This is a genomic window from Devosia riboflavina, assembly GCF_000743575.1.
In the GTDB taxonomy this organism is placed as follows: Bacteria; Pseudomonadota; Alphaproteobacteria; order Rhizobiales; family Devosiaceae; genus Devosia; species Devosia riboflavina.
This window is the reverse complement of the sequence record NZ_JQGC01000001.1, coordinates 78,186-97,714: the sequence shown is the minus strand read 5'-3', so window position 1 is coordinate 97,714 and position 19,529 is coordinate 78,186. Positions and strand designations below refer to the sequence as shown.

General features: G+C 61.8%; 15 protein-coding genes. 14 read left to right on the top strand and 1 reads right to left on the bottom strand.

The genetic code is table 11. From position 1 onward, the window contains the following. Nucleotides 1–23 precede the first annotated feature (23 nt). The 12 genes from JP75_RS00425 to JP75_RS00370 all read left to right on the top strand — a co-directional run bounded on the left by JP75_RS00425 (nucleotide 24) and on the right by JP75_RS00370 (nucleotide 9,666). Nucleotides 24–1,127 (top strand): BMP family ABC transporter substrate-binding protein, encoded by a 1,104-nt coding sequence (locus JP75_RS00425; protein ID WP_035077625.1) that lies wholly within the window; start codon nucleotides 24–26, stop codon nucleotides 1,125–1,127. Nucleotides 1,128–1,271: 144 nt separating this feature from the next. Further along, nucleotides 1,272–2,327: an ABC transporter permease gene (locus tag JP75_RS00420; RefSeq protein ID WP_425277249.1), complete on the top strand. Its 1,056-nt coding sequence runs from the start codon at nucleotides 1,272–1,274 to the stop codon at nucleotides 2,325–2,327. Then, nucleotides 2,324–3,244 (top strand): ABC transporter permease, encoded by a 921-nt coding sequence (locus JP75_RS00415; RefSeq protein ID WP_425277248.1) that lies wholly within the window; start codon nucleotides 2,324–2,326, stop codon nucleotides 3,242–3,244. The genes JP75_RS00420 and JP75_RS00415 overlap by 4 nt, the downstream gene beginning before the upstream one ends. A gap of 42 nt (nucleotides 3,245–3,286) precedes the next feature. Next, the gene (gene biuH, locus JP75_RS00410) at nucleotides 3,287–3,979 is read left to right on the top strand and encodes a biuret amidohydrolase (RefSeq protein WP_035078376.1); all 693 of its coding nucleotides are present in this window, start codon (nucleotides 3,287–3,289) and stop codon (nucleotides 3,977–3,979) included. Beyond that, complete coding sequence (locus JP75_RS00405) at nucleotides 3,976–5,505, top strand: ABC transporter ATP-binding protein (RefSeq protein ID WP_051960035.1); 1,530 nt, start codon at nucleotides 3,976–3,978, stop codon at nucleotides 5,503–5,505. The genes biuH and JP75_RS00405 overlap by 4 nt, the downstream gene beginning before the upstream one ends. A gap of 2 nt (nucleotides 5,506–5,507) precedes the next feature. Next, nucleotides 5,508–6,188: a cysteine hydrolase family protein gene (locus JP75_RS00400; protein WP_035077614.1), complete on the top strand. Its 681-nt coding sequence runs from the start codon at nucleotides 5,508–5,510 to the stop codon at nucleotides 6,186–6,188. After that, nucleotides 6,181–6,954: a 5-formyltetrahydrofolate cyclo-ligase gene (locus tag JP75_RS00395; RefSeq protein ID WP_035077611.1), complete on the top strand. Its 774-nt coding sequence runs from the start codon at nucleotides 6,181–6,183 to the stop codon at nucleotides 6,952–6,954. The genes JP75_RS00400 and JP75_RS00395 overlap by 8 nt, the downstream gene beginning before the upstream one ends. Then, nucleotides 6,951–7,331, top strand: coding sequence for an oxalurate catabolism protein HpxZ (hpxZ, locus tag JP75_RS00390; RefSeq protein WP_035077608.1), 381 nt, complete (start codon nucleotides 6,951–6,953; stop codon nucleotides 7,329–7,331). Before JP75_RS00395 ends, hpxZ begins: the two co-directional genes overlap by 4 nt. Before the next feature lie 14 nt (nucleotides 7,332–7,345). Beyond that, nucleotides 7,346–8,050, top strand: coding sequence for a GntR family transcriptional regulator (locus JP75_RS00385; RefSeq protein ID WP_051960033.1), 705 nt, complete (start codon nucleotides 7,346–7,348; stop codon nucleotides 8,048–8,050). Between the two features lie 423 nt (nucleotides 8,051–8,473). Beyond that, nucleotides 8,474–8,929, top strand: coding sequence for a hypothetical protein (locus tag JP75_RS00380; RefSeq protein ID WP_035077605.1), 456 nt, complete (start codon nucleotides 8,474–8,476; stop codon nucleotides 8,927–8,929). 176 nt (nucleotides 8,930–9,105) lie between these two features. Further along, entirely contained in the window at nucleotides 9,106–9,393 is a 288-nt protein-coding gene (locus JP75_RS00375) for a hypothetical protein (protein ID WP_152565686.1), read from the top strand. Nucleotides 9,394–9,417: 24 nt separating this feature from the next. Next, nucleotides 9,418–9,666, top strand: coding sequence for a hypothetical protein (locus JP75_RS00370; RefSeq protein WP_035077599.1), 249 nt, complete (start codon nucleotides 9,418–9,420; stop codon nucleotides 9,664–9,666). Between the two features lie 68 nt (nucleotides 9,667–9,734). Here the strand turns inward: JP75_RS00370 and JP75_RS26110 are convergent, their stop codons facing one another. Beyond that, a complete protein-coding gene (locus tag JP75_RS26110; protein WP_152565685.1) occupies nucleotides 9,735–9,962 on the bottom strand; it encodes a hypothetical protein in 228 nt (75 codons plus the stop codon). Nucleotides 9,963–10,003: 41 nt separating this feature from the next. Here JP75_RS26110 and JP75_RS00360 point away from each other — a divergent pair, with 41 nt between their 5' ends. Both JP75_RS00360 and JP75_RS00355 read left to right on the top strand, forming a co-directional pair. After that, nucleotides 10,004–10,237, top strand: coding sequence for a hypothetical protein (locus JP75_RS00360; RefSeq protein WP_035077594.1), 234 nt, complete (start codon nucleotides 10,004–10,006; stop codon nucleotides 10,235–10,237). A 311-nt stretch (nucleotides 10,238–10,548) separates the two neighbouring features. Further along, nucleotides 10,549–19,038 (top strand): GH36-type glycosyl hydrolase domain-containing protein, encoded by an 8,490-nt coding sequence (locus JP75_RS00355; protein ID WP_152565684.1) that lies wholly within the window; start codon nucleotides 10,549–10,551, stop codon nucleotides 19,036–19,038. The last annotated feature ends 491 nt before the right edge of the window (nucleotides 19,039–19,529 follow it).

The following is a 19,529-nucleotide window of genomic DNA, read 5'->3' as shown; positions in this document are numbered from 1 at the left end:
TGGCGCGCAGGGAGAAAACATCAATGTCGCAGTTCAATCTGTCTCGCCGTTCGCTGCTAAAGGCCGGTGCCGCTGGCCTCGCCGCGGCAGCTCTGCCCATGGGCTATGCCCGGGCTCAGTCACCAATCGTGCTCGGCGCCGTTTACGTCGGCCCACGCGATGACTTCGGTTGGAACCAGGCCCATTCGGTCGCCATGGAAATCCTCAAGCAGGTGCCGGGCATCACCGTCATCGAGGAAGAAAACGTTCCGGAAACCGACGCCGTCAGCCAGTCGATGGAGTCGATGATCAACCTCGATGGCGCCAACTTGGTCCTCGCGACGTCCTTCGGCTATTACAGCCCATTCGTGGTCGAACTGGCCAAGAAATATCCCGAAGTGCAGTTCCGCCACGCCGCGCCGCTCTGGAAGGAAGGCGACCCCACCAATGCTGGTTCGTACTTCTGCTATCTGAACCAGGGCCACTACGTGAACGGCGTGGCCGCGGGCCTTTCCTCGCCCACGGGCAAGCTCGGCTTTGTGGCCGCCAAGCCCATCCCCTCGGTTCTGTCCAATATCAACTCGTTCCTGCTAGGCGCGCGGAAGAGCAATCCGAATGCCACTGTGCAGGTAATCTTCACCGGCGAATGGTCGATGCCGGTGCGCGAGGCCGAAGCCACCAATGCGCTTGTGGATGCTGGTTGCGACGTGATCGGTTGTCATGTCGACGGCCCCAAGGTTGTGGTCGAAACGGCCGAGGGCCGTGGCGTGAAGACCTGCGGCCACAATGCGAGCCAGGCCCCGCTTGCGCCGAAGGGTTTCATCACCGGCGCCGAATACAAATGGTCGACCATCTATTCGATGTATGCCGATCTCCTCGCCAAGGGCGAACCGCTGCCCAACTTCGTGGCTGGCGGTTTCCACAACGACATGCTGCAGAATACGCCCTATGGCGCCGGTGCCACGCCCGAAGCCATCGCTGCTGCCGACGCCGCCATTACCGATCTCAAGACCGGCAAGCCCATCTATGTCGGTCCGCTCAAGGACAATGCGGGCAATGTCGTCATCGAGGGCGAGATGGACAATTACGACCCGGTCCTCGACGGCATGAACTACCTGCTCGAAGGGGTTATCGGTTCGATCACCTGATCGCAGCGGCATCACCGAGATATTGCGCCAAACACACATACGTCCCTCCCCCCGCAAGGGGGAGGTTAGGTGGAGTAAGCGGAGCAAGCCATGAGCGCGGAAACTGCCGGATCAATTCCTTCCACGCACACGCCCAATGTGCGCATGCTGAAATTCGCCGAGGCACTGTTTGTGCCTCTGGTGGCGCTGCTGGTTTCGGCGGTGTTGTTTTCGCTCTTCCTCCTCATCATCGGTAAATCGCCGGTCGACTTCTTCAGCCTCGTCTGGACCGGCGGTTTTGGATCATCCTTCTCGATTCAGCAGTCTCTACAGCGGTCCGCCCCGCTGATCCTCGCTGGTCTCGCCTTCGCCATTCCCGCGCGCATCGGACTGACCATTATCGGCGCCGAGGGCGCCTTGGTGCTCGGCGGCTTTGCAGCGGCAGCCATAGCCATTCCTCTCGTGACCTTCGGCATTCCTGCGCCGCTCACCTGGCTGCTCATGGCCCTGATCGCCATGGTGACGGGCGGCGTGTGGATCGGCCTTGCCGGATGGCTGCGGCATTATCGCGGCGTCAACGAGACCATCTCGTCGCTGCTGCTCTCCTATATCGCCATCGCCATCATGAACTTCTTCGTCGAGGGCGCGCTACGCGATCCAGCCTCGGCCAACAAGCCCTCGACCATGCCGATCGGCGATGCCTATCGCATCGGATCGATCCCTGGCACCGACGTGCATTGGGGCTTCGCCGCCGGCATTGTCCTGGCCATAGCGCTCTATATTCTGATGTCGCGCACGACCTTTGGCTTTGCTGCGCGCATGACCGGCGGCAATGTCCGCGCCGCGCAGGCGCAGGGCCTGCCGGTAGGCCTGCTCATCGTGTCGTGCTGCGTTATCGCCGGATGCTGCGCAGGGCTCGCCGGCTTTTTTGAAGTGGCGGCCATTCACGGCCAGGCCAATGCCTCGCTCGTCGCCGGCTATGGCTTTACCGGCATCCTCATCGCCTTCCTCGCCCGCCACAACCCACTGGCCGTCGTGCCTGTCGCCATTCTCTTCGGCGCCATCGCGGCGGCCGGTGGCCTCGTGCAACGCCGCATGGGCATGCCCGACGCCACGGTGCTCGTGCTGCAGGGCATCATCTTCGTCGTGCTGCTGACCAGCGACACGCTCTATGGGCGCCTCAAATTCTTCCAGCCGCCAGTCGGGGGAGACCGCACCTGATGGACAACTCGATCTTCATCGTCCTCATCGCCATGCTCGGCGGCGCCATTCGCGTCTCGACCCCCTTCATGTTCGTGGCCCTCGGCGAATGCCTCACCGAAAAGTCGGGCCGCATTAATCTCGGGCTCGAGGGCAATCTCGTGCTCGGTGCTATGGTCGCCTACGCGATTAGCTTCCACACCGGCAATCCCTGGATCGGCGTCCTCGCCGCCGGTGGCTCAGGCCTGATTCTCGGCGCTCTCCATGGCTATATCTGCAAGTTACCCAAGGTGAACGATATCGCCGTCGGCATCGCCATCATGAGCTTTGGCACCGGCGTCGCCTTCTTCTTCGGCAAACCCTATATCCAGCCCTCGGCCCCGCGGCTCAATTCCATACCGCTCGGCGACTGGACCGGCAATGCCTCGCTGGCCCAGGCGCTGCAGGTCAATCCGCTGTTCTTCGTCGGTATCCTGCTCGCCGTTCTGATGAGCTGGGCCTTTGCCAATACGCGCTGGGGCCTCATTGTCCGCATGACCGGCGACAGCGCCGCCTCGGCCAGGGCCATGGGCGTATCGGTGGATCTCGTTCGCTTCATCGCCACTACCATCGGCGGCATGCTGGCCGGCATCGGCGGCTCCTTCCTCTCGCTCTACTATCCCGGCTCGTGGAACCAGGGCCTCTCCTCGGGACAGGGCCTTATGGCCGTGGCCCTCGTCATCTTTGCCCGCTGGGACCCGATCCGCTGCATCTGGGCGGCGCTGCTGTTCGGCGCGGCAGGTGCCATCGGGCCCTCTCTGCAATCGGTGGGGATCACGCAGGGCTACTACTTCTTCAATGCCGCCCCCTACATCCTGACGCTTTTCATCATGATCGCCTCTGCCCGCTCCAAGGGCGCGGCGCGCGAAGCGCCAGGCGAACTCTCGATCACCAAATAGGAGCCTGCCATGACCCTTGCAGACGAACGCGTCGATGCCGCCATGGTCGCCGGCGGCTCTACCATCGCCTCGGCCGATCCCTATCCCTGGCCATTTGACGGCAATTGGGGGCCGCACAATACCGCCCTCGTCGTCATCGACATGCAGGTCGATTTCTGCGCGCCCGGTGGTTATGTCGACACGATGGGCTACGACATCGGCCTGACTCGTGCCCCCATCGAGCCGATCCAGCAGGTCCTGACCGCCATGCGGGCCAAAGGCTATACGATAATCCACACCCGCGAGGGGCACAAACCCGACCTTTCGGACCTGCCCGCCAACAAGCGCTGGCGCTCGCAACGCATCGGCGCGGGCATCGGCGACCAGGGTCCGTGCGGTCGCATTCTGGTGCGCGGCGAACCGGGCTGGGAGATCATCCCCGAACTCCAGCCGCTGCCGGGCGAGCAGATCATCGACAAACCGGGCAAGGGCACTTTCATCGCCACCGATTTCGAACTGGTGCTGCGCATGAAGAACATCCGCAACATCATCTTCACCGGCGTCACCACCGATGTCTGCGTGCACACGACCATGCGCGACGCCAATGACCGCGGCTATGAGTGCCTGCTGCTGGAAGACTGCTGCGCCGCAACCAAGCAAAGCAATCACGACGCCGCAGTGGACATGATCAAGATGCAGGGCGGCGTTTTCGGCGCGGTGAGCACTTCGGCGGCGCTGATCGAGGTGCTGCCATGAACGCCGTAGCCCCCATGGGCCGTGCCCCTTCGCTCGAAGCCACAGGCATGACCAAAATCTTCGGGCCGCTTGTGGCGCTCGATGATGTGTCGATCTCGGTGCCCGCCGGTTCGTTCCACGCCTTGCTCGGCGAAAACGGCGCGGGCAAATCCACGCTCGTAAAATCCATCATGGGCTTTTACTCGCCCGACAAAGGCTCGGTAAAACTCGATGGCAAGGAAGTGTCTATCAAGACACCCAAGGACGCACGCGCTCATGGCATCGGCATGGTCTACCAGCACTTTACCCTGGTTCCCTGCCTGACTGCGGCGGAAAACCTCGTCATCTCCCGCGCCGACGCACCCTCCGTAATCGACTGGCGCAAGGAGAAGAAGGCCCTTTCCGAGTTTATGGAAACCATGCCCTTCAAGGTGCCGCTCGATGCGCAGGTGGCGACGCTTTCGGCCGGTGAAAAGCAGAAGCTGGAAATCCTGAAACTGCTCTATCTCGACCAGCGCTTCATGATCCTCGACGAACCGACCTCGGTGCTGACGCCAGGCGAGGCCGACGAGATGCTTGGCCTCTTGGGCGACATGGCCGCGAAAAAAGAGATCACCGTCTTGATGATCTCCCACAAATTCCGCGAGGTGAAAGCCTTCTGCGACGGCTTTACCGTGCTGCGCCGCGGCAAGCTCACCGGCTCGGGCGATGCACAATCGGCCAGCATTGCCGAGATGAGCCGGATGATGATCGGCGACACGGAAGTGCGTGAACGCGCCGCGCGTACCCAGCACAATGACAAGCGCGAAGTGCTCGAGCTGGCCGGCATCTTTGCCGAGGACGCCGAAGGCACCCCGGTGCTGTCCTCGATCAACCTCAAGGTCAATGCCGGCGAGATTGTCGGCATTGCCGGCGTGTCCGGCAATGGGCAATCGGCGCTGGTCGAAGTTCTTGCCGGCCAGCGCGCCATGAGCGACGGCGCCATCCGTATTCAGGCGCAGAATTTTGCGCCAAAGCGCAGCAATTTCGACCGCTACAAGGTCTTCGGCCTCCCCGAAGAACCGCTCAAGAACGCCACCGTGCCGCGCATGAGCGTCGCGGAGAACCTCGCCTTCCGCGCCTTCGACAAGCCGCCCGTCGCAAGCCTTGGCTGGTGGATGTCCCCCGGTCCGCTGCGCAAGCGCGCCGAAGAACTGATCAAACTTTACCGCGTCAAAACCACCTCGCCTGATGCGCCGATCGAAACGCTTTCGGGCGGCAATGTGCAGCGCGCCGTGTTGGCGCGTGAACTCTCGGGCGATGTTGATGTGCTGATCGTCGCCAATCCCTGCTTCGGGCTCGACTTCGCCTCGGTTGCCGATATTCGCAGCCAGATCATGGAACAGCGCAATCGCGGCGCGGCCGTATTGCTGGTCAGCGAGGATCTCGACGAAATCCTCGAACTCGCCGACCGCGTGGCGGTGATGAGTGGCGGCACCATCACCTATGTCGCCGCTATCCAGGAGACGGATCGGAACGTCATCGGCCAGCACATGGCAGGGCATTGAGCATGGTCGATATTCCCGCCCGCCCCTATCCCTATCCACTCGACCCCGGCCATACCGCGCTCGTCGTCATCGACATGCAGCGCGACTTCATCGAACCCGGCGGTTTTGGCGACAGCCTCGGCAATGATGTTTCGCGATTGGAGGCGATCATCCCAGCGACCGCGGCGCTGATCGCGCTGTTCCGGGAAGAGGGCTGGCCAATCATCCATACCCGCGAGGCTCACATGCCCGATCTTTCCGATTGCCCGCCGGCCAAAATCAGCCGTGGCAAGCCGGGGCTGCGCATTGGCGACACCGGGGCCATGGGGCGTATCCTCATCGCCGGCGAACCCGGCAACCAGATCGTCGATGCTCTGGCGCCAATCGCAGGCGAAATCGTCATCGACAAGCCCGGAAAGGGCATGTTCTACGCCACCGGTATCCACGAGAGACTGCAGGACATGGGCATCTCCCATCTCGTCTTTGCCGGTGTCACCACAGAAGTCTGCGTCCAGACCTCCATGCGCGAGGCCAATGACCGCGGCTACGAATGCCTCCTCATCGAAGACGCCACGGAGAGCTATTTTCCGCAGTTCAAGGCGTCAGCCATCGAGATGATCGCGGCCCAGGGCGGCATCGTCGGCTGGGTGACGCCTCTCTCGGAACTACAGAAGACGCTCGCGAGGGATCACGCACATGTCTGAACAGGGCCGCTGGGCCGGACGTAATCCGGCCAAGGACATCATCCGACACACAATCTGGCGCGAGCTTGAGACCGCCGGCGTCAATGTCGGCCCGGCCTGGAGCATGATTCCGAATTTCTCGGGCGCCGATGTCGCTGCCTGGCATCTGGCGCAGACCGACGCTTGGAAGAGCGCCCGCACGGTCAAAACCAATCCGGACCATGCCCAGACCCCGATCCGCATTCGCGCGCTTTATGAGGACAAGGTTGTCTACACACCAGTCCCCTATCTCACCAAGGACTTCCCCTACCTCCGTCTCGATCCCGCAAAACTCACGGTGGCCGAAATCTCCTTCGAGCTTGCCGCCACCCCACAGGGGTTCATGACCCATGGCGAGCGGCTGGAATTCGAGGAGGTTGAACCGCTCGACTTCTGCGTCGTCGGTTCGGTCGCTGTCAGCCGCGCCGGCGGTCGCACCGGCAAGGGCGCCGGCTTTGCTGATCTCGAGACCGCCATTTTCCGCGAGCTCGGCATCGTCACCGCCACGACCCCGATGGCAACGAGCATCCACTCGATCCAGCTCGTGCCCGACGATGCCATCGTCATCGAAAGCCACGACAGCCCGCTCGATTTCGTGGCAACCGAAAGAGAACTGATCACCACCGGCAGCATCGCAACCCGCCCGATGGGTGTCGACTGGAGCAAGGTCCGCGCCGATCAATTCGAGACCATCCCGTTCCTTACGAATCTGCGTGATCGCATGCTAAGCCGGCGTGCCAGCGCATGATCATCAACGACCTCCAAACTGTGGTCGCAGTTCGGGCCGCGTTCGACCGTTACGAGGCTGCGCTCCTTGCCAATGACGTGCCGGCGCTCGACGCCTTCTTTCTCCACCGCGGCGACACGGTGCGCTTTGGCGTCTCCGAAGTCCAATACGGTATCGACGAAATCCGCGCCTTTCGGGCGACGCAGTTGCCGTTCACGCGCGAACTCGAGCGGGTGAGCATCGTCACCTATGGCAAAGAGGTTGCGACAGCGTCGACGCTGTTCTATCGACCTGACATTCCCGGCCAGGTGGGCCGGCAGCAACAGACCTGGGTCTTAACCGAAGGCGGCTGGAAAGTCGCTGCGGCCCATGTGAGCATGATGCCGACAACACTCTGACCTTACAAACGAGTATGCACGTGGCTCGTACGCCAAGAACATCGGCCGAAGATATCCGCCAGCGCCTTGCCACGCGCATCATTAGCAGCGAGCTTTCCCCCGGCACTCCGCTGGACGAAACCGCGCTTGCCACCGAATTTTCCGTTTCCCGCACGCCGGTTCGTGAAGCCCTTCGCCTGCTTGCGGCGAGCGGCCTCGTCCAACAAAGACCGCATGCGACCGCACTCGTTGCGAAGCCCGACCAAGCCACCTTGGCCGGCATGTTCGAGGTGATGGGATATCTCGAAGCGCTCTGCGCCAGTTTGTCAGCTGCCCAAATGTCGCACGCTGAACGAAGCGATCTGCAGCGACTGCATAAGGAGATGGCGCAGATCGTCCGTTCCGGTGACACAGTCGTCTATTCCGAGGCGAACGAGCGCTTTCATTCTGCCATATACGACGGCGCTCATAACGACTATCTCGCAGAAATCACGAGATCCACCAGACAACGTCTTCAGCCCTTCAGAAGAGCGCAGTTCAACACGCTCGGGCGTCTTAGCCAATCCCATAGTGAACACGGGGATGTGGTGCTGGCCATACTGCAGGGCGATCGTCGCGGCGCGGAGGAGGCCATGCAGCGTCATATCGGCATCGTGCAAGCGGCCTTTGCCGACCTGCAGGATGAAAACGTCAGACGTGGACCAAAGGCGGCTGCCGCCAAGCTACCCGCCGGAGCCTGAGGACAAGACAGTCGGATTGTTAACCGGGCAAAAGGCCCTACGATCAATGTATGAGGAGCAATCCTCCGCCAGCCTGGTGCTCAGCCGTTCGGCTCATCGTCTCGAAAATCTACAACGGCCAGCTGCGATTGCTGACATCAACGCGCGACCACGGACAGTTCGACCTAACTCAATTCTCTGATCACTCTCCATCTTCTGCGCGTCGAGATGGCATCGCCGTACAACGGGGCCCATTAGAAGCGTGCCACGCCGCAACTAATGTCTTCGAAGGGTTTGCGACGGCAGAGCCTGCCGTATTGCTCTTGTAATCGGTGTCGCTCGTCACCATTTGAGATGTTGGAGATCGACACAGGCTTTGGCCGTGCTTAACGCACACGACGATCTAACGACCGGAACGGTCGCCCGCTCTCCCAGGCAAAATGCATGTTCGGCTACCGTATCGAGGCTCGCCTCGCGGGGCAGATTCGCGAACGCTGGGAAGCGCAGAAGACTTGGCCCTTTCTGACCGACGACGACCTTCAATCCATAACGACGCCGGAAGACCTCATCGACCTCGTCCGGATGCGCAAGGGCATCACAACCTCGGCTGCGGCCGATTTGGTGAACGCCTGGATAGTTGGCTATCGAAGCCGCCTTGTCCTGGCGCGATCCGGCGGCGGCGCATTCGCCGTTCCCGACACCCCATCCAGAGAAGATGACGCAATGGCAATCTCCTATCCCCTGCGCCCACCCCGGCCCAATCACTTCGAACCGGTGGCGCCTCCCAGCGAGCGTCCGCACGCTTCTGCCGCTCGCAAGGGTGTCGAACTGGGCGGGAAAGCCGGTGAAATCCCGGACACGTCGGCCCTTATAGGCCCTCGACCGGAGCGATCTGCATGACCCAGGACCAATACAATATTGCGCAGTCCCAGTTTCGCCCTTCGGCCCTGGCAAATCCAGACAGAGCCGCAAAGCTCCTCAGCATTCGAGCCACACTGGCAATGCGACAGCGAGAAAACCGAGCCATAGAGAAGCAGCAGCGCGACGCTCTTCGTGTTTCCGTCAAGTAGCGCATCGTGTGGCACAGCTATGCAAGCGCGTTCGAAATAATTGCAGGCAGCCTCCTGTTGATCACGGGCGGAGATCAGGCGGTTGATATTTCCGCCGCAGACATACTCGCCATCGAATTCCCAGATGGCCGCCAACGTACCGCGGATGTTCTCTTCTGCGAAAACGGCCGGCTGGTGATCCAGTTCGAACTCGACATGCTCGTCGAACTCGTCCGGGCGGAAGATGAAGCCGGAAGCTTTGCTCAATTCAGACTTTCAGAGGGCTTCAGCCGCCAAATATGGCTGGTTCAGTAGCCGTTCCGGGAAAGGGACCAGACTATGACAACAATCGACTATGCCGCAGCGGCGGACTTCTACCCCGGCAGGACGTCTCGGAGGTCACAGGGGTTGCATTATCGTCGCTTTGCCTCGGCCGCCGAAGCGGTTCAATTCGTAGCCGAGGAAATGGAACCGGCCTTTTTGAAGGGCTCCTTGCTCGAAGTGGACGAGCAGCGCTTCGAGGGCGCGGACATACTCGCTCTCTACGCGCATCGCTCCTTTCCCCTGGCGCGGCGGAAGGCCTCGTGACCAAAGAAAATACCCGGCGTCAGGAGGCAAGGAACGCAGCCGCACTCTATGCACCCGCCCCCAATGGCTCAATGCTCACGCACGCCATTGTCGGGTTTTCGATCGCGGTCATGCTCATGTTCGCCATTGCCGGTTTTTACGGCGTGGATTTCTTTCGCCTGCCCATGCTCGCGGCGAGCCTCGCGCTTGTCGCGGGCCTGGCAGGCATTGCGACCAATCGCGTTCGCACGCGTAGAAATCGCCGCGCGATAGAAAACGAATACCAGAGCCGGGCGCGTAGGCAGAGCTCTCTTCACGAGGAGCCCCGTCGTCCACTTCGCAAGACATAGAGTAGCGTATGGCAACCATGTATCTGGTTCAGGCGTTCAAGCAAATCGGCAGGAAGCTCGTTGCCGATCCCGTCCAGACTTCAAAATCCGCAGAGAAGGCAGTTGCCGCAGCGGAGCGCCTGGCGCCTATGCGTGCCGGCGTCATTGCCTTTTCCCAGGAAGTCGACATCGAGACCGATACCTATGACGAGCCGCGGGTGTTGTTGAAGCTGGGCACCTTGCCCCCGGGATTGATGGAATAGCTGCAAGCAGGTGCCGGGCTATTCCCGGTCGGACGCCCGGCCGTATCCGGACCGAGGATCGATCATGGCCAGAGGACAGATGCGCGGTAACCGCGAGTTGAAAAAGCCCAAAATGGTCAAGGCACCACGGGCTACGACTGAAGAGCCCTTCGGCAAGGCGGTACAGGAGCGCATCGCTCCACCAAAGAAGAAGCACTGATCTCCGGACTTCGGAAACCTGTTCGGGTCCGATCCGCCACTATGTGTTGCATCCCCGGCAGACATTTGCCGGAGGGATGAGCGAACACGCCATTTCTTCGAGGAAAAAGCGCATGACAACAGCCCGGCCGGCGAACCCGTGGACCGATCCTGCTCCAGTACGCGAGGAATTGTTCGGGGTCGAACGGCTGGAACAGCATGCGCGCAGTCTGGCTTCCGCCCAGGCGGTGACGGAGCGGCCACCAGCGGTCGTTTCCTTGCACAAGCGGCTAAGGCAGAACGCGGCCGTGCTGCTGGCGGCCTATCGCGCCAGCGCCCATGAGATAGAGAGCGAACGCACCGTGGTACCGGCGGCCGAATGGCTGCTGGACAATTATCATCTGGTCGAGGAGCAGATCCGCGAGATCCATGATGATCTTCCGCCCAATTACTATCGGCAACTGCCCAAGCTCGCCGATGGGCCATTTGCGGGCTATCCGCGCATCTTTGGGCTGGCATGGGCCTTTATCGCGCATACCGACAGCCATTTCGATCCACAGACGCTCGCCCGGTTCATAGCGGCCTATCAACAGACACAGCCTCTGACGATTGGCGAACTGTGGGCCGTTGCGATAACCCTGCGCATCGTGCTGGTGGAGAATCTGCGGCGTCTGGCCGACCAGATCACCGCCGGGCGTCGAGCCCGCACTGAGGCGGATACGCTGGCCGATCTGCTCCTTGCCGAAGACAGCGCGAGGGCGCTGGCGGCGCGCATGCCCGAGAAACCGATATCTGAATTGTTCGCGGCGCAATTGGCCAAACGGTTGCGTGACCGCGATCCGAGAACCACGCCTGCTCATGGCTGGCTTGAGGATCAACTGGCCCGACAGGGCAGCTCCATCGAGACCGTTGTCCAGCACGCCCAGCAGCGCCAAGGCGCCTCCAATGTCACGATCCGCAACATCATCACCAGCATGAGGCTGATTTCCAATATCGATTGGGCCGATCTGTTCGAAAGCGTTAGCCTGGTCGACGAGCGTCTTTCCGCCGGCAGCGATTTCGCGCAGATGGATTTCGCCACCCGCGATCGTTATCGGAGCGCTATCGAGTATCTGGCGCGGGGCTCGGACCTGTCCGAACTCGATATCGCAGAGGCCGCGCTCGCGCTAGCGCACACCGCTGTGGGGCAAGACGCTACACAGGTCGAGACCGAGCGGCTGGGCGATCCCGGCTATCACTTGGTTGCCCAGGGCCGTCCTGCCCTTGAGCGCGCCATCGGATTTCGTCCGACGGCGCGGCTGCATCTGAACCGGCTCGCGGGCCGCATGGGCATTGGCGGCTATGGCATTGCAATTGGTGGCGTGACGCTCGCCCTGCTTGGGCTTCTGGGTTGGATATTGTCCGGTATGGGCCTTGCAACAGGCATCCTCTATCCGTTTCTGCTCCTGGCGCTTTTGCCGGCCAGCGAAGTCGCGTCCGCGCTGATAAACCGTGCGATAAGCTGGGGTGTTGGAGCCGCGAGTCTGCCTGGGCTCGAACTCTCAGGCGGCGTGCCACAACATTTACGCACGCTGGTCGTCGTGCCGACCCTGCTGGTCAATCAGGCTCAATTGCTCGAAGACATCGAGCAGCTTGAAGTCCATCACCTGTCCGGCGCCGGCGGAGATATCAGTTTCGCCCTTTTGACCGACGGTCTCGACGCAGACACAGAGACGCTGGAAGGCGATGTAGCGTTGCTCGATATCGGCCGAGACGCCATCGCTGCTCTGAACAAGCGCCATGGTCCAGGGCACGCCGGCGAGCGCTTTTTTCTGCTCCACCGGGCTCGCCGCTTCAATGCGGGCGAAGGTATCTGGATGGGATGGGAGCGAAAGCGCGGGAAACTGACCGAACTTAACCGGCTGCTGCGGGGCGCGCGGGATACCAGTTTCGGCACACCGTCGGTGCCGGCCGATGTCCGCTATGTCATCACGCTCGATGCAGATACCAAATTGCCCCGCGACGCCGCGTTGCGCCTCGTGGGCAAGATGGCTCATCCGCTCAATAAGCCGCGCTTTAGCGCCCGGGAACAGCGTGTCATCGACGGCTACGCCATCATCCAGCCCCGCGTCACCCCTTCGCTCCCCGTCGGGCGCGAAGGCTCGCTCTATCAGAGGGTCTTTTCGGCGCCGGGCGGCATCGACCCCTATGCGGCCGCCGTTTCGGATGTCTACCAGGACCTTTTTGGGGAAGGCTCCTACACAGGCAAAGGCATCTACGATGTTGATGCCTTCGAGACGGCATTGGCTGGGCGCATCCCGAACAATAGCCTTCTCAGCCACGATCTGTTCGAAGGAGTCTTCGCGCGGGCGGGGCTGGCATCCGACGTCGAAGTGGTGGACGACTTCCCAACCCGCTACGACGTGGCGGCGCGGCGCCAACACCGCTGGACGCGTGGCGACTGGCAATTGCTGCCCTGGGTCGCCAAAGATTCTACGCTCCCGGCCATTGGGCGCTGGAAAATGGTGGACAATTTGCGGCGCTCGCTGGTCGCTCCGGCCGCTCTCTTGGCGCTGGTTCTTTGCTGCCTGATGTCGTTGCAGGCCGGTGCGATCGCAGCGGCTTCAATCCTTCTGGCGCTGATCGTTCCCGCCTTCTTGCCCGTTCTGTTCGCCATCCTGCCGCGTCGTCCGGGTCTACAATTGCGCTCCCATCTGCTCGGCCTCTCCCATGACGCCAAATTGGCAACCCTGCAGGTTGGGCTCGGGCTTTCCTTACTGCCGGACCAGGCATGGCGCAACGCCGACGCGATCCTGCGTACCCTGTTCCGTCTCTCTGTGTCGCGAAAACATCTGCTCGAATGGACGACCGCTGCCAGCTCCAGCGGCCGGACGCGGTTGACGCTGATCGGGTTTTATCGGGACATGGCGGGCGGTACGGCTTTGGCCCTGGCCCTGCTGACGGGCGCCCTGGCACTCGCTGCTTCGTCCTTGCCACTGGTCCTGCCCTTGGCAATAATCTGGCTTTCCGCACCGGCCATGGCCCTCTGGATCAGCCGCTCGCCGCCGACGCGACCGGACAGAGACCTTGTTCCCGCCGATGCTGACTATCTACGCTTGATCGCACGTCGCACCTGGCGGTTTTTCGAAACCTTCGTCACACCGCGGGAGAACATGCTGCCGCCGGACAATTTCCAGGAGACTCCGGCGCCCGCCATCGCCCACCGCACTTCGCCCACCAATATCGGGCTCTATTTCCTCTCCGCTGTCGCGGCGCGGGATTTTGGCTGGGCGGGCGCCCTCGAAACCATCGAGCGGCTGGAAGCGAGTTTTGCGACACTGGGCAGGCTGACCCGTTTCAGGGGGCATTTTTTCAACTGGTACGACACCCGTGACCTGAGGGTACTCGATCCGGCCTATGTGTCTTCCGTCGACAGCGGCAATCTGGCCGGGCATCTGATTGCCCTCGCCAATGCCTGCGAAGAATGGGCCGAGACCACACCGTCCGAGACAAGGCGAGGCTTTGAGGACACGCTGATACTGGCCCGCATGGCGCTGGCGGAAATGCCGGGCGCGAGGGACCAGGCACTTTCGTCGGTGCTCGACGAAATCGAAGCGCAACTCGGTGCTCAACAATCTTTTGATGCCCTGACGCCGACCCTGCTGCGTCTGTCGGATAAGGCGTTGAAACTGGCGTCGCCGCAAACTCCGGCCGCGGCAAATAGTGCCGACTCCGATCTCACCTTCTGGATCTCGGCATTTCATCACTCCATCGCCGAGGCCTCCCGCGACCGGCGAGCGCTACGGAACGATCATGCAGCGTTTAATACGCGGCTCCTTGCGCTGGCGGGGATAGCTCGCCAGACAGCCCGCGATATGGATTTCGCCTTCCTGCTCGATCCCGACCGGAAGCTGCTCTCTATTGGCTACTCACTGCTCGACAACGGTCTCGACGCCAATTGCTACGATCTGCTGGCCTCGGAAGCCCGGCTAGCAAGCCTCTTCGCCATCGCCAAGGGCGACGTCTCTACCCGACACTGGTTCCGACTTGGACGCACCGCGACCCCTTTGGGAAACGGCTCGGCGCTTATTTCGTGGTCGGGGTCCATGTTCGAATATCTGATGCCCTCGCTGGTGATGCGTGCGCCCGCAGGGAGTCTCCTCGATGACACAAACCGGCTGGTGGTGGCGCGTCAGGAAGCCTATGGCCGGGCGCGCAATGTGCCCTGGGGTATTTCCGAGTCCGCGTACAATGTCCGCGACTACGAGTTCACCTATCAATATTCCAATTTCGGCGTGCCGGGCCTCGGGCTCAAGCGTGGCCTTTCCAGCAATATGGTTGTCGCCCCCTATGCCACCGGTCTCGCCGCTATGGTCGACCCGCAGGCAGCGGCGGAGAATTTTCGGCGCTTCGAAATGATGGGCGCGCGCGGCGTTCATGGCTTTTACGAAGCGCTTGATTATACGCGATCTCGCCTGCCGGACGATGAAAACGTCGCCATCGTCCGCAGCTACATGGCGCATCACCAGGGCATGACCATCACCGCCATTGCCAATGTGCTTGACGATGGCCGCATGCGGGCGCGCTTTCATCGCGACCCCATGATCAAGGCGAGCGAACTTCTGCTCTCCGAGCGCGTGCCGCGGGACGTTGCCATCGCCCGTCCACGCGCCGAGGAGGTCAAGGCACCAGCGGATATGTCGGTCAACGTTAGTCCCACAGTGCGCCGACTGGCTCTGCCGCATCATGGTGCTCCGGTCACCCACCTGCTGTCCAACGGCCGCTATACGGTGATGCTGACCGCGTCCGGCGGCGGCTACAGCCGCTGGCGGGACATCGCCATTACCCGCTGGCGCGAGGACGCGACGCGAGACGACTCTGGCGCTTTCGTCTTTTGCAAGGACATGCGGACAGGAGTGGTCTTCTCCCCGACGGTTCAGCCGATGAACGAGAGGGCCCCAGCCTCCGTCGCGTTCGGCGAGGACCATGCCCAATATCTGCGCCACGACCAGACGCTGACGACCGAAATGGATGTCCTGGTATCAGGCGAAGACGATGGCGAGGTACGCCGGGTCTGCTTCACCAATAGCGGCCGCCGTGCACGCGAAATCGAAGTGACCTCCTACGCCGAGCTGGTGCTGACAACACCCACCACCGATGACGCCCACCCCGCCTTTGCCAAGATGTTTGTCGAGACCGAATACCTGACCGAGTTCGGCGCCCTAGTGGCGACACGCCGCAGACGCTCTCCGACCGAGCCGGAAATCTGGGCGGCCCATTTCGCCGTGGTCGAGGGCGAGGTCATTGCCGACCCGCAATATGAATCCGACCGCGCCCGCTTTCTCGGCCGCACTCGCTCCATCGGAACCGCCGCAGCAGTCCATGACGGGCAAGACCTGTCGGGAACAGTTGGCATCGTGCTCGACCCGGTTTTCGCCCTACGCCGACACCTGCGCATACCACCCGGCAAAGTGGCGAGGATTGCTTTCTGGACCATGGTCGCATCGTCGCGGGCCGAACTGCTCGAACTGATCGACAAGCACCACGACCGCAGCGCTTATGAACGAGCCAAGACACTGGCCTGGACCCAGGCGCAAGTGCAGTTGCACCATCTCGACGTTGGACTGGACGAAGCGGCTGACTTCCAGCGCCTGGCAGCGCCAATCATATACGCCGATCCGCGCTTCCGACCGTCTTCGGACACGATCGCGGCCGGGGCCGGTCCACAGTCGGGACTGTGGCCCCATGCCATTTCGGGCGATCTGCCCATCGTCTTGTTGCGCATCGACGCCATGGAAGACATGCCACAACTGCGCCAGATGCTGCGGGCGCACGAATATTGGCGCATCAAGCGGCTGGCCGTCGATCTAGTGATCCTTAATGAACGCGGCTCTTCCTATGTGCAGGACCTGCAGAACGCCATCGAGGCGGCGGTTCGCTCCAGCCAGTCGAGGCCACGCTATGACGATACGCCCGCGCAAGGCACCGTGCACGTCCTCCGGGCCGATCTTCTGGGGCTGGAAACCCGCAACCTGTTGCAAGCGAGCGCGCGCGTGGTGTTCCAGGCGCATCGGGGGCCAATCGCGGACCAACTGACCTACCATTCCGACGCAACCTGGCCGCCGGATGCCGAGATCCCTGCACCGGCCCCATCACCCTCAGCCGAGATCGTCGGGCAGCCGGACGATCTAGAGTTCTTCAATGGTCTCGGTGGGTTCGCGAGGAACGGCACGGAATATGTGACCGTGCTCGAGAACGGCGCAACGACTCCTGCCCCCTGGATCAATGTCATCGCCAATGCAGGCTTTGGCTTTCAAGTATCGAGCGAAGGCAGCTTTCACACCTGGGCCGGCAATAGCCGGGAAAACCAGATCACGCCCTGGTCGAACGATCCGGTCGGCGATCCCGTTGGTGAAGCGATTTACATACGGGACGAAGAGACGGGAGCCCTCTGGAGCCCAACGGCGCTGCCGATCCGAAACGAAGGCCGCTATGTCGCGCGCCACGGCTTTGGCTATTCCCGCTTTTCCCATCAGGCGCATGGCATCGAAAGCGACCTGCTCTCCTACGTTCCGCTTGTCGATCCAATCCGGATTTCGCGCCTGACGCTCACCAACCACTCGAAGCGCTCAAGGCGACTTTCGGTCACCAGCTATGCCGAATTCGTTCTCGGCACCCAGCGCGGCACGACCGCGCCGTTCATCACGACCAAAATCGATCCTGAGACCGGTGCCATTTTTGCCCGCAACAAATGGGCGATGGCCTTTGGTGGACGCGTCGGATTTGCAGACCTAGGCGGACGCCAGACGACATGGACCGCTGACCGTACCGAATTCCTTGGCCGCAATGGTAGCCCAGCAGCGCCTGCCGCGCTCTTGAGCCAAACCGACCTCACCGGACGAACCGGGGCCGGGTTCGATCCTTGTGCCACACTTCAAACCAGCATCGAGCTGGCCACCGGGGAAAGCATGGAGATTGTCTGCCTCCTCGGCGAAGCTGCATCTGAAGACGAAGCGCGCCTGCTTATCGAGCGCTATCGCAATACCGATCTCGATGCCGCCCTTGCCGAAGTCATCGCACATTGGCAGTCCATTCTCGGTGCCGTTCAGGTGAGAACGCCCGACCGGGCGATGGACATCATGCTCAACGGCTGGCTGCTCTACCAGACGCTGGCTTGCCGCATCACTGCGCGTTCGGGCTTCTACCAGGCCAGCGGTGCCTATGGTTTCCGAGACCAGTTGCAGGATGGCATGGCAATGACGCTCGTTCGGCCGCAGGATACCCGCCATCACATCCTGCGAGCCGCGGGACGGCAGTTCGTCGAAGGCGATGTGCAACATTGGTGGCTGCCCCATTCCGGTCAGGGCGTGCGCACCCGCATTTCCGATGACCGCGTCTGGTTGGCCCTGGCTGCCGCCACATATGTCGCGACCATAGGCGACACGGCGATCCTCGATGAGATCGTACCGTTTATCGAGGGGCCTAACCTGACAGATGGCGATCACGATGCCTTCTTCCAGCCTATGACGTCCGAGCGCACCGCATCCTTGTTCGAACATTGTGCTCTTGGTCTAGATCAGGCGATCAAATTGACAGGCGCCCATAGCCTGCCGTTGATGGGCACCGGCGACTGGAACGATGGCATGAACCGGGTCGGCGAGGGCGGGCAAGGAGAGAGCGTCTGGCTAGGCTGGCTTCTCATTCGCGCCATCGATCTCATGATGCCTTTTGCGGATATGCGCGATCCCAAACGCGCCAAACGCTGGAAGGTCCACGCCGCAAAACTGAAGACCGCACTGGAGCGTGAAGCTTGGGACGGGGCATGGTATCGGCGTGCCACCTTCGATGACGGTTCATGGCTCGGATCCCAGGATAATGACGAATGCCGGATCGATTCCATCGCGCAGTCCTGGGCGGTGCTGTCGGGCGGCGGCGACCCCATTCGCGCCAGCGTCGCCATGGCATCGCTCGACCGCCACCTGATCCGCGAGGACGACGGCTTGGTGTTGCTATTCACCCCGCCGTTTGACGCCACGTCTCGCGATCCCGGCTATATAAAGGGCTATCCGCCGGGCCTCCGCGAAAACGGCGGCCAGTACAGTCACGCCGCGATGTGGGCTATTCTTGCCTTCGCTAAACTCGGTCAGGGCGACAAAGCGTACGACCTCTTCTCCCTCGTCAACCCGATAAATCACGCCGCCACACCGGAGGCCGTCGCGCGCTACAAGGTCGAACCCTATGTGGTAGCCGCCGACATTTACTCGGTCGCGCCCCATATCGGGCGCGGCGGCTGGACATGGTACACCGGCTCAGCGGGCTGGATGTACCGGGCCGGAATCGAAGGCATTCTCGGACTGCGCCGCGAAGGCAATATGCTTGTTCTCGATCCATGCCTTCCGGCTGCCTGGCCGGAATATAGCGCAACGCTGGACGTGGCCGGCACGCGATATGAGATCACTGTGCGCAATCGCGCCATCGATCTGGAGGTATCCCAAAGCGCGATACTGGACGGGCTTGCGCTAACGCTCGAAGGCGGACAATTACGCGTGCCACTCGACGGCGGCACCCACACCCTTGCCATACAGCTGCTGCCGAAGGCGCGACAGTCCCCCGCGGAGCGCAGTGATCGGGGGAATGACTTTTAAGCCACCCCGGTGTCGGCAGTTGGCCAGGATTGAACATCAGCCTTCAAGGGTCGACGGTTGGGGCCTTCTTGACCGAAACGGGGTCAGAATCGTCATCGTCGGGGCCTAAACCTCGGACTGGCCACAAATTATCGAACAATTAAGCATGATGTTTTCAAATCTGTTCATTGTTTGATTCATCTCGGGTCGGCGTCGATGCAGAATATGTGGCTACGTCGCACCATAGATTGGCCTTGCTGTTTCCCTTGGCTCGACGAGCCCCGTTGCGGCGCAGCAGGTGCTAATTGGGGGTGACAGCAATCCGACAGATCCCGCATTGGTCGACAGCAACATCGACGTCCAAATCGGGCTAGTGGTCCAGGCTGGTTCGATATCTCGAATGGCGGCCAACTCTTCAGCGCCAGCGGCAGCGTGGGCTCCGGTGACCGTGGCGAGGCTCTGATCAGTTCGATCACCCTCGACTTGTGGCTGCCGGGCCTCGGCGACGCTGT

Coding starts and splice junctions, on each gene's coding strand:
- JP75_RS00370 (WP_035077599.1), top strand. CDS start 9,418: ATGACAACAATCGACTATGCCGCAGCGGCGGACTTCTACCCCGGCAGG.
- JP75_RS00385 (WP_051960033.1), top strand. CDS start 7,346: ATGCACGTGGCTCGTACGCCAAGAACATCGGCCGAAGATATCCGCCAG.
- hpxZ (WP_035077608.1), top strand. CDS start 6,951: ATGATCATCAACGACCTCCAAACTGTGGTCGCAGTTCGGGCCGCGTTC.
- JP75_RS00420 (WP_425277249.1), top strand. CDS start 1,272: ATGCTGAAATTCGCCGAGGCACTGTTTGTGCCTCTGGTGGCGCTGCTG.
- JP75_RS00355 (WP_152565684.1), top strand. CDS start 10,549: ATGACAACAGCCCGGCCGGCGAACCCGTGGACCGATCCTGCTCCAGTA.
- biuH (WP_035078376.1), top strand. CDS start 3,287: ATGGTCGCCGGCGGCTCTACCATCGCCTCGGCCGATCCCTATCCCTGG.
- JP75_RS00400 (WP_035077614.1), top strand. CDS start 5,508: ATGGTCGATATTCCCGCCCGCCCCTATCCCTATCCACTCGACCCCGGC.
- JP75_RS00395 (WP_035077611.1), top strand. CDS start 6,181: ATGTCTGAACAGGGCCGCTGGGCCGGACGTAATCCGGCCAAGGACATC.
- JP75_RS00405 (WP_051960035.1), top strand. CDS start 3,976: ATGAACGCCGTAGCCCCCATGGGCCGTGCCCCTTCGCTCGAAGCCACA.
- JP75_RS00380 (WP_035077605.1), top strand. CDS start 8,474: ATGTTCGGCTACCGTATCGAGGCTCGCCTCGCGGGGCAGATTCGCGAA.
- JP75_RS00425 (WP_035077625.1), top strand. CDS start 24: ATGTCGCAGTTCAATCTGTCTCGCCGTTCGCTGCTAAAGGCCGGTGCC.
- JP75_RS00360 (WP_035077594.1), top strand. CDS start 10,004: ATGGCAACCATGTATCTGGTTCAGGCGTTCAAGCAAATCGGCAGGAAG.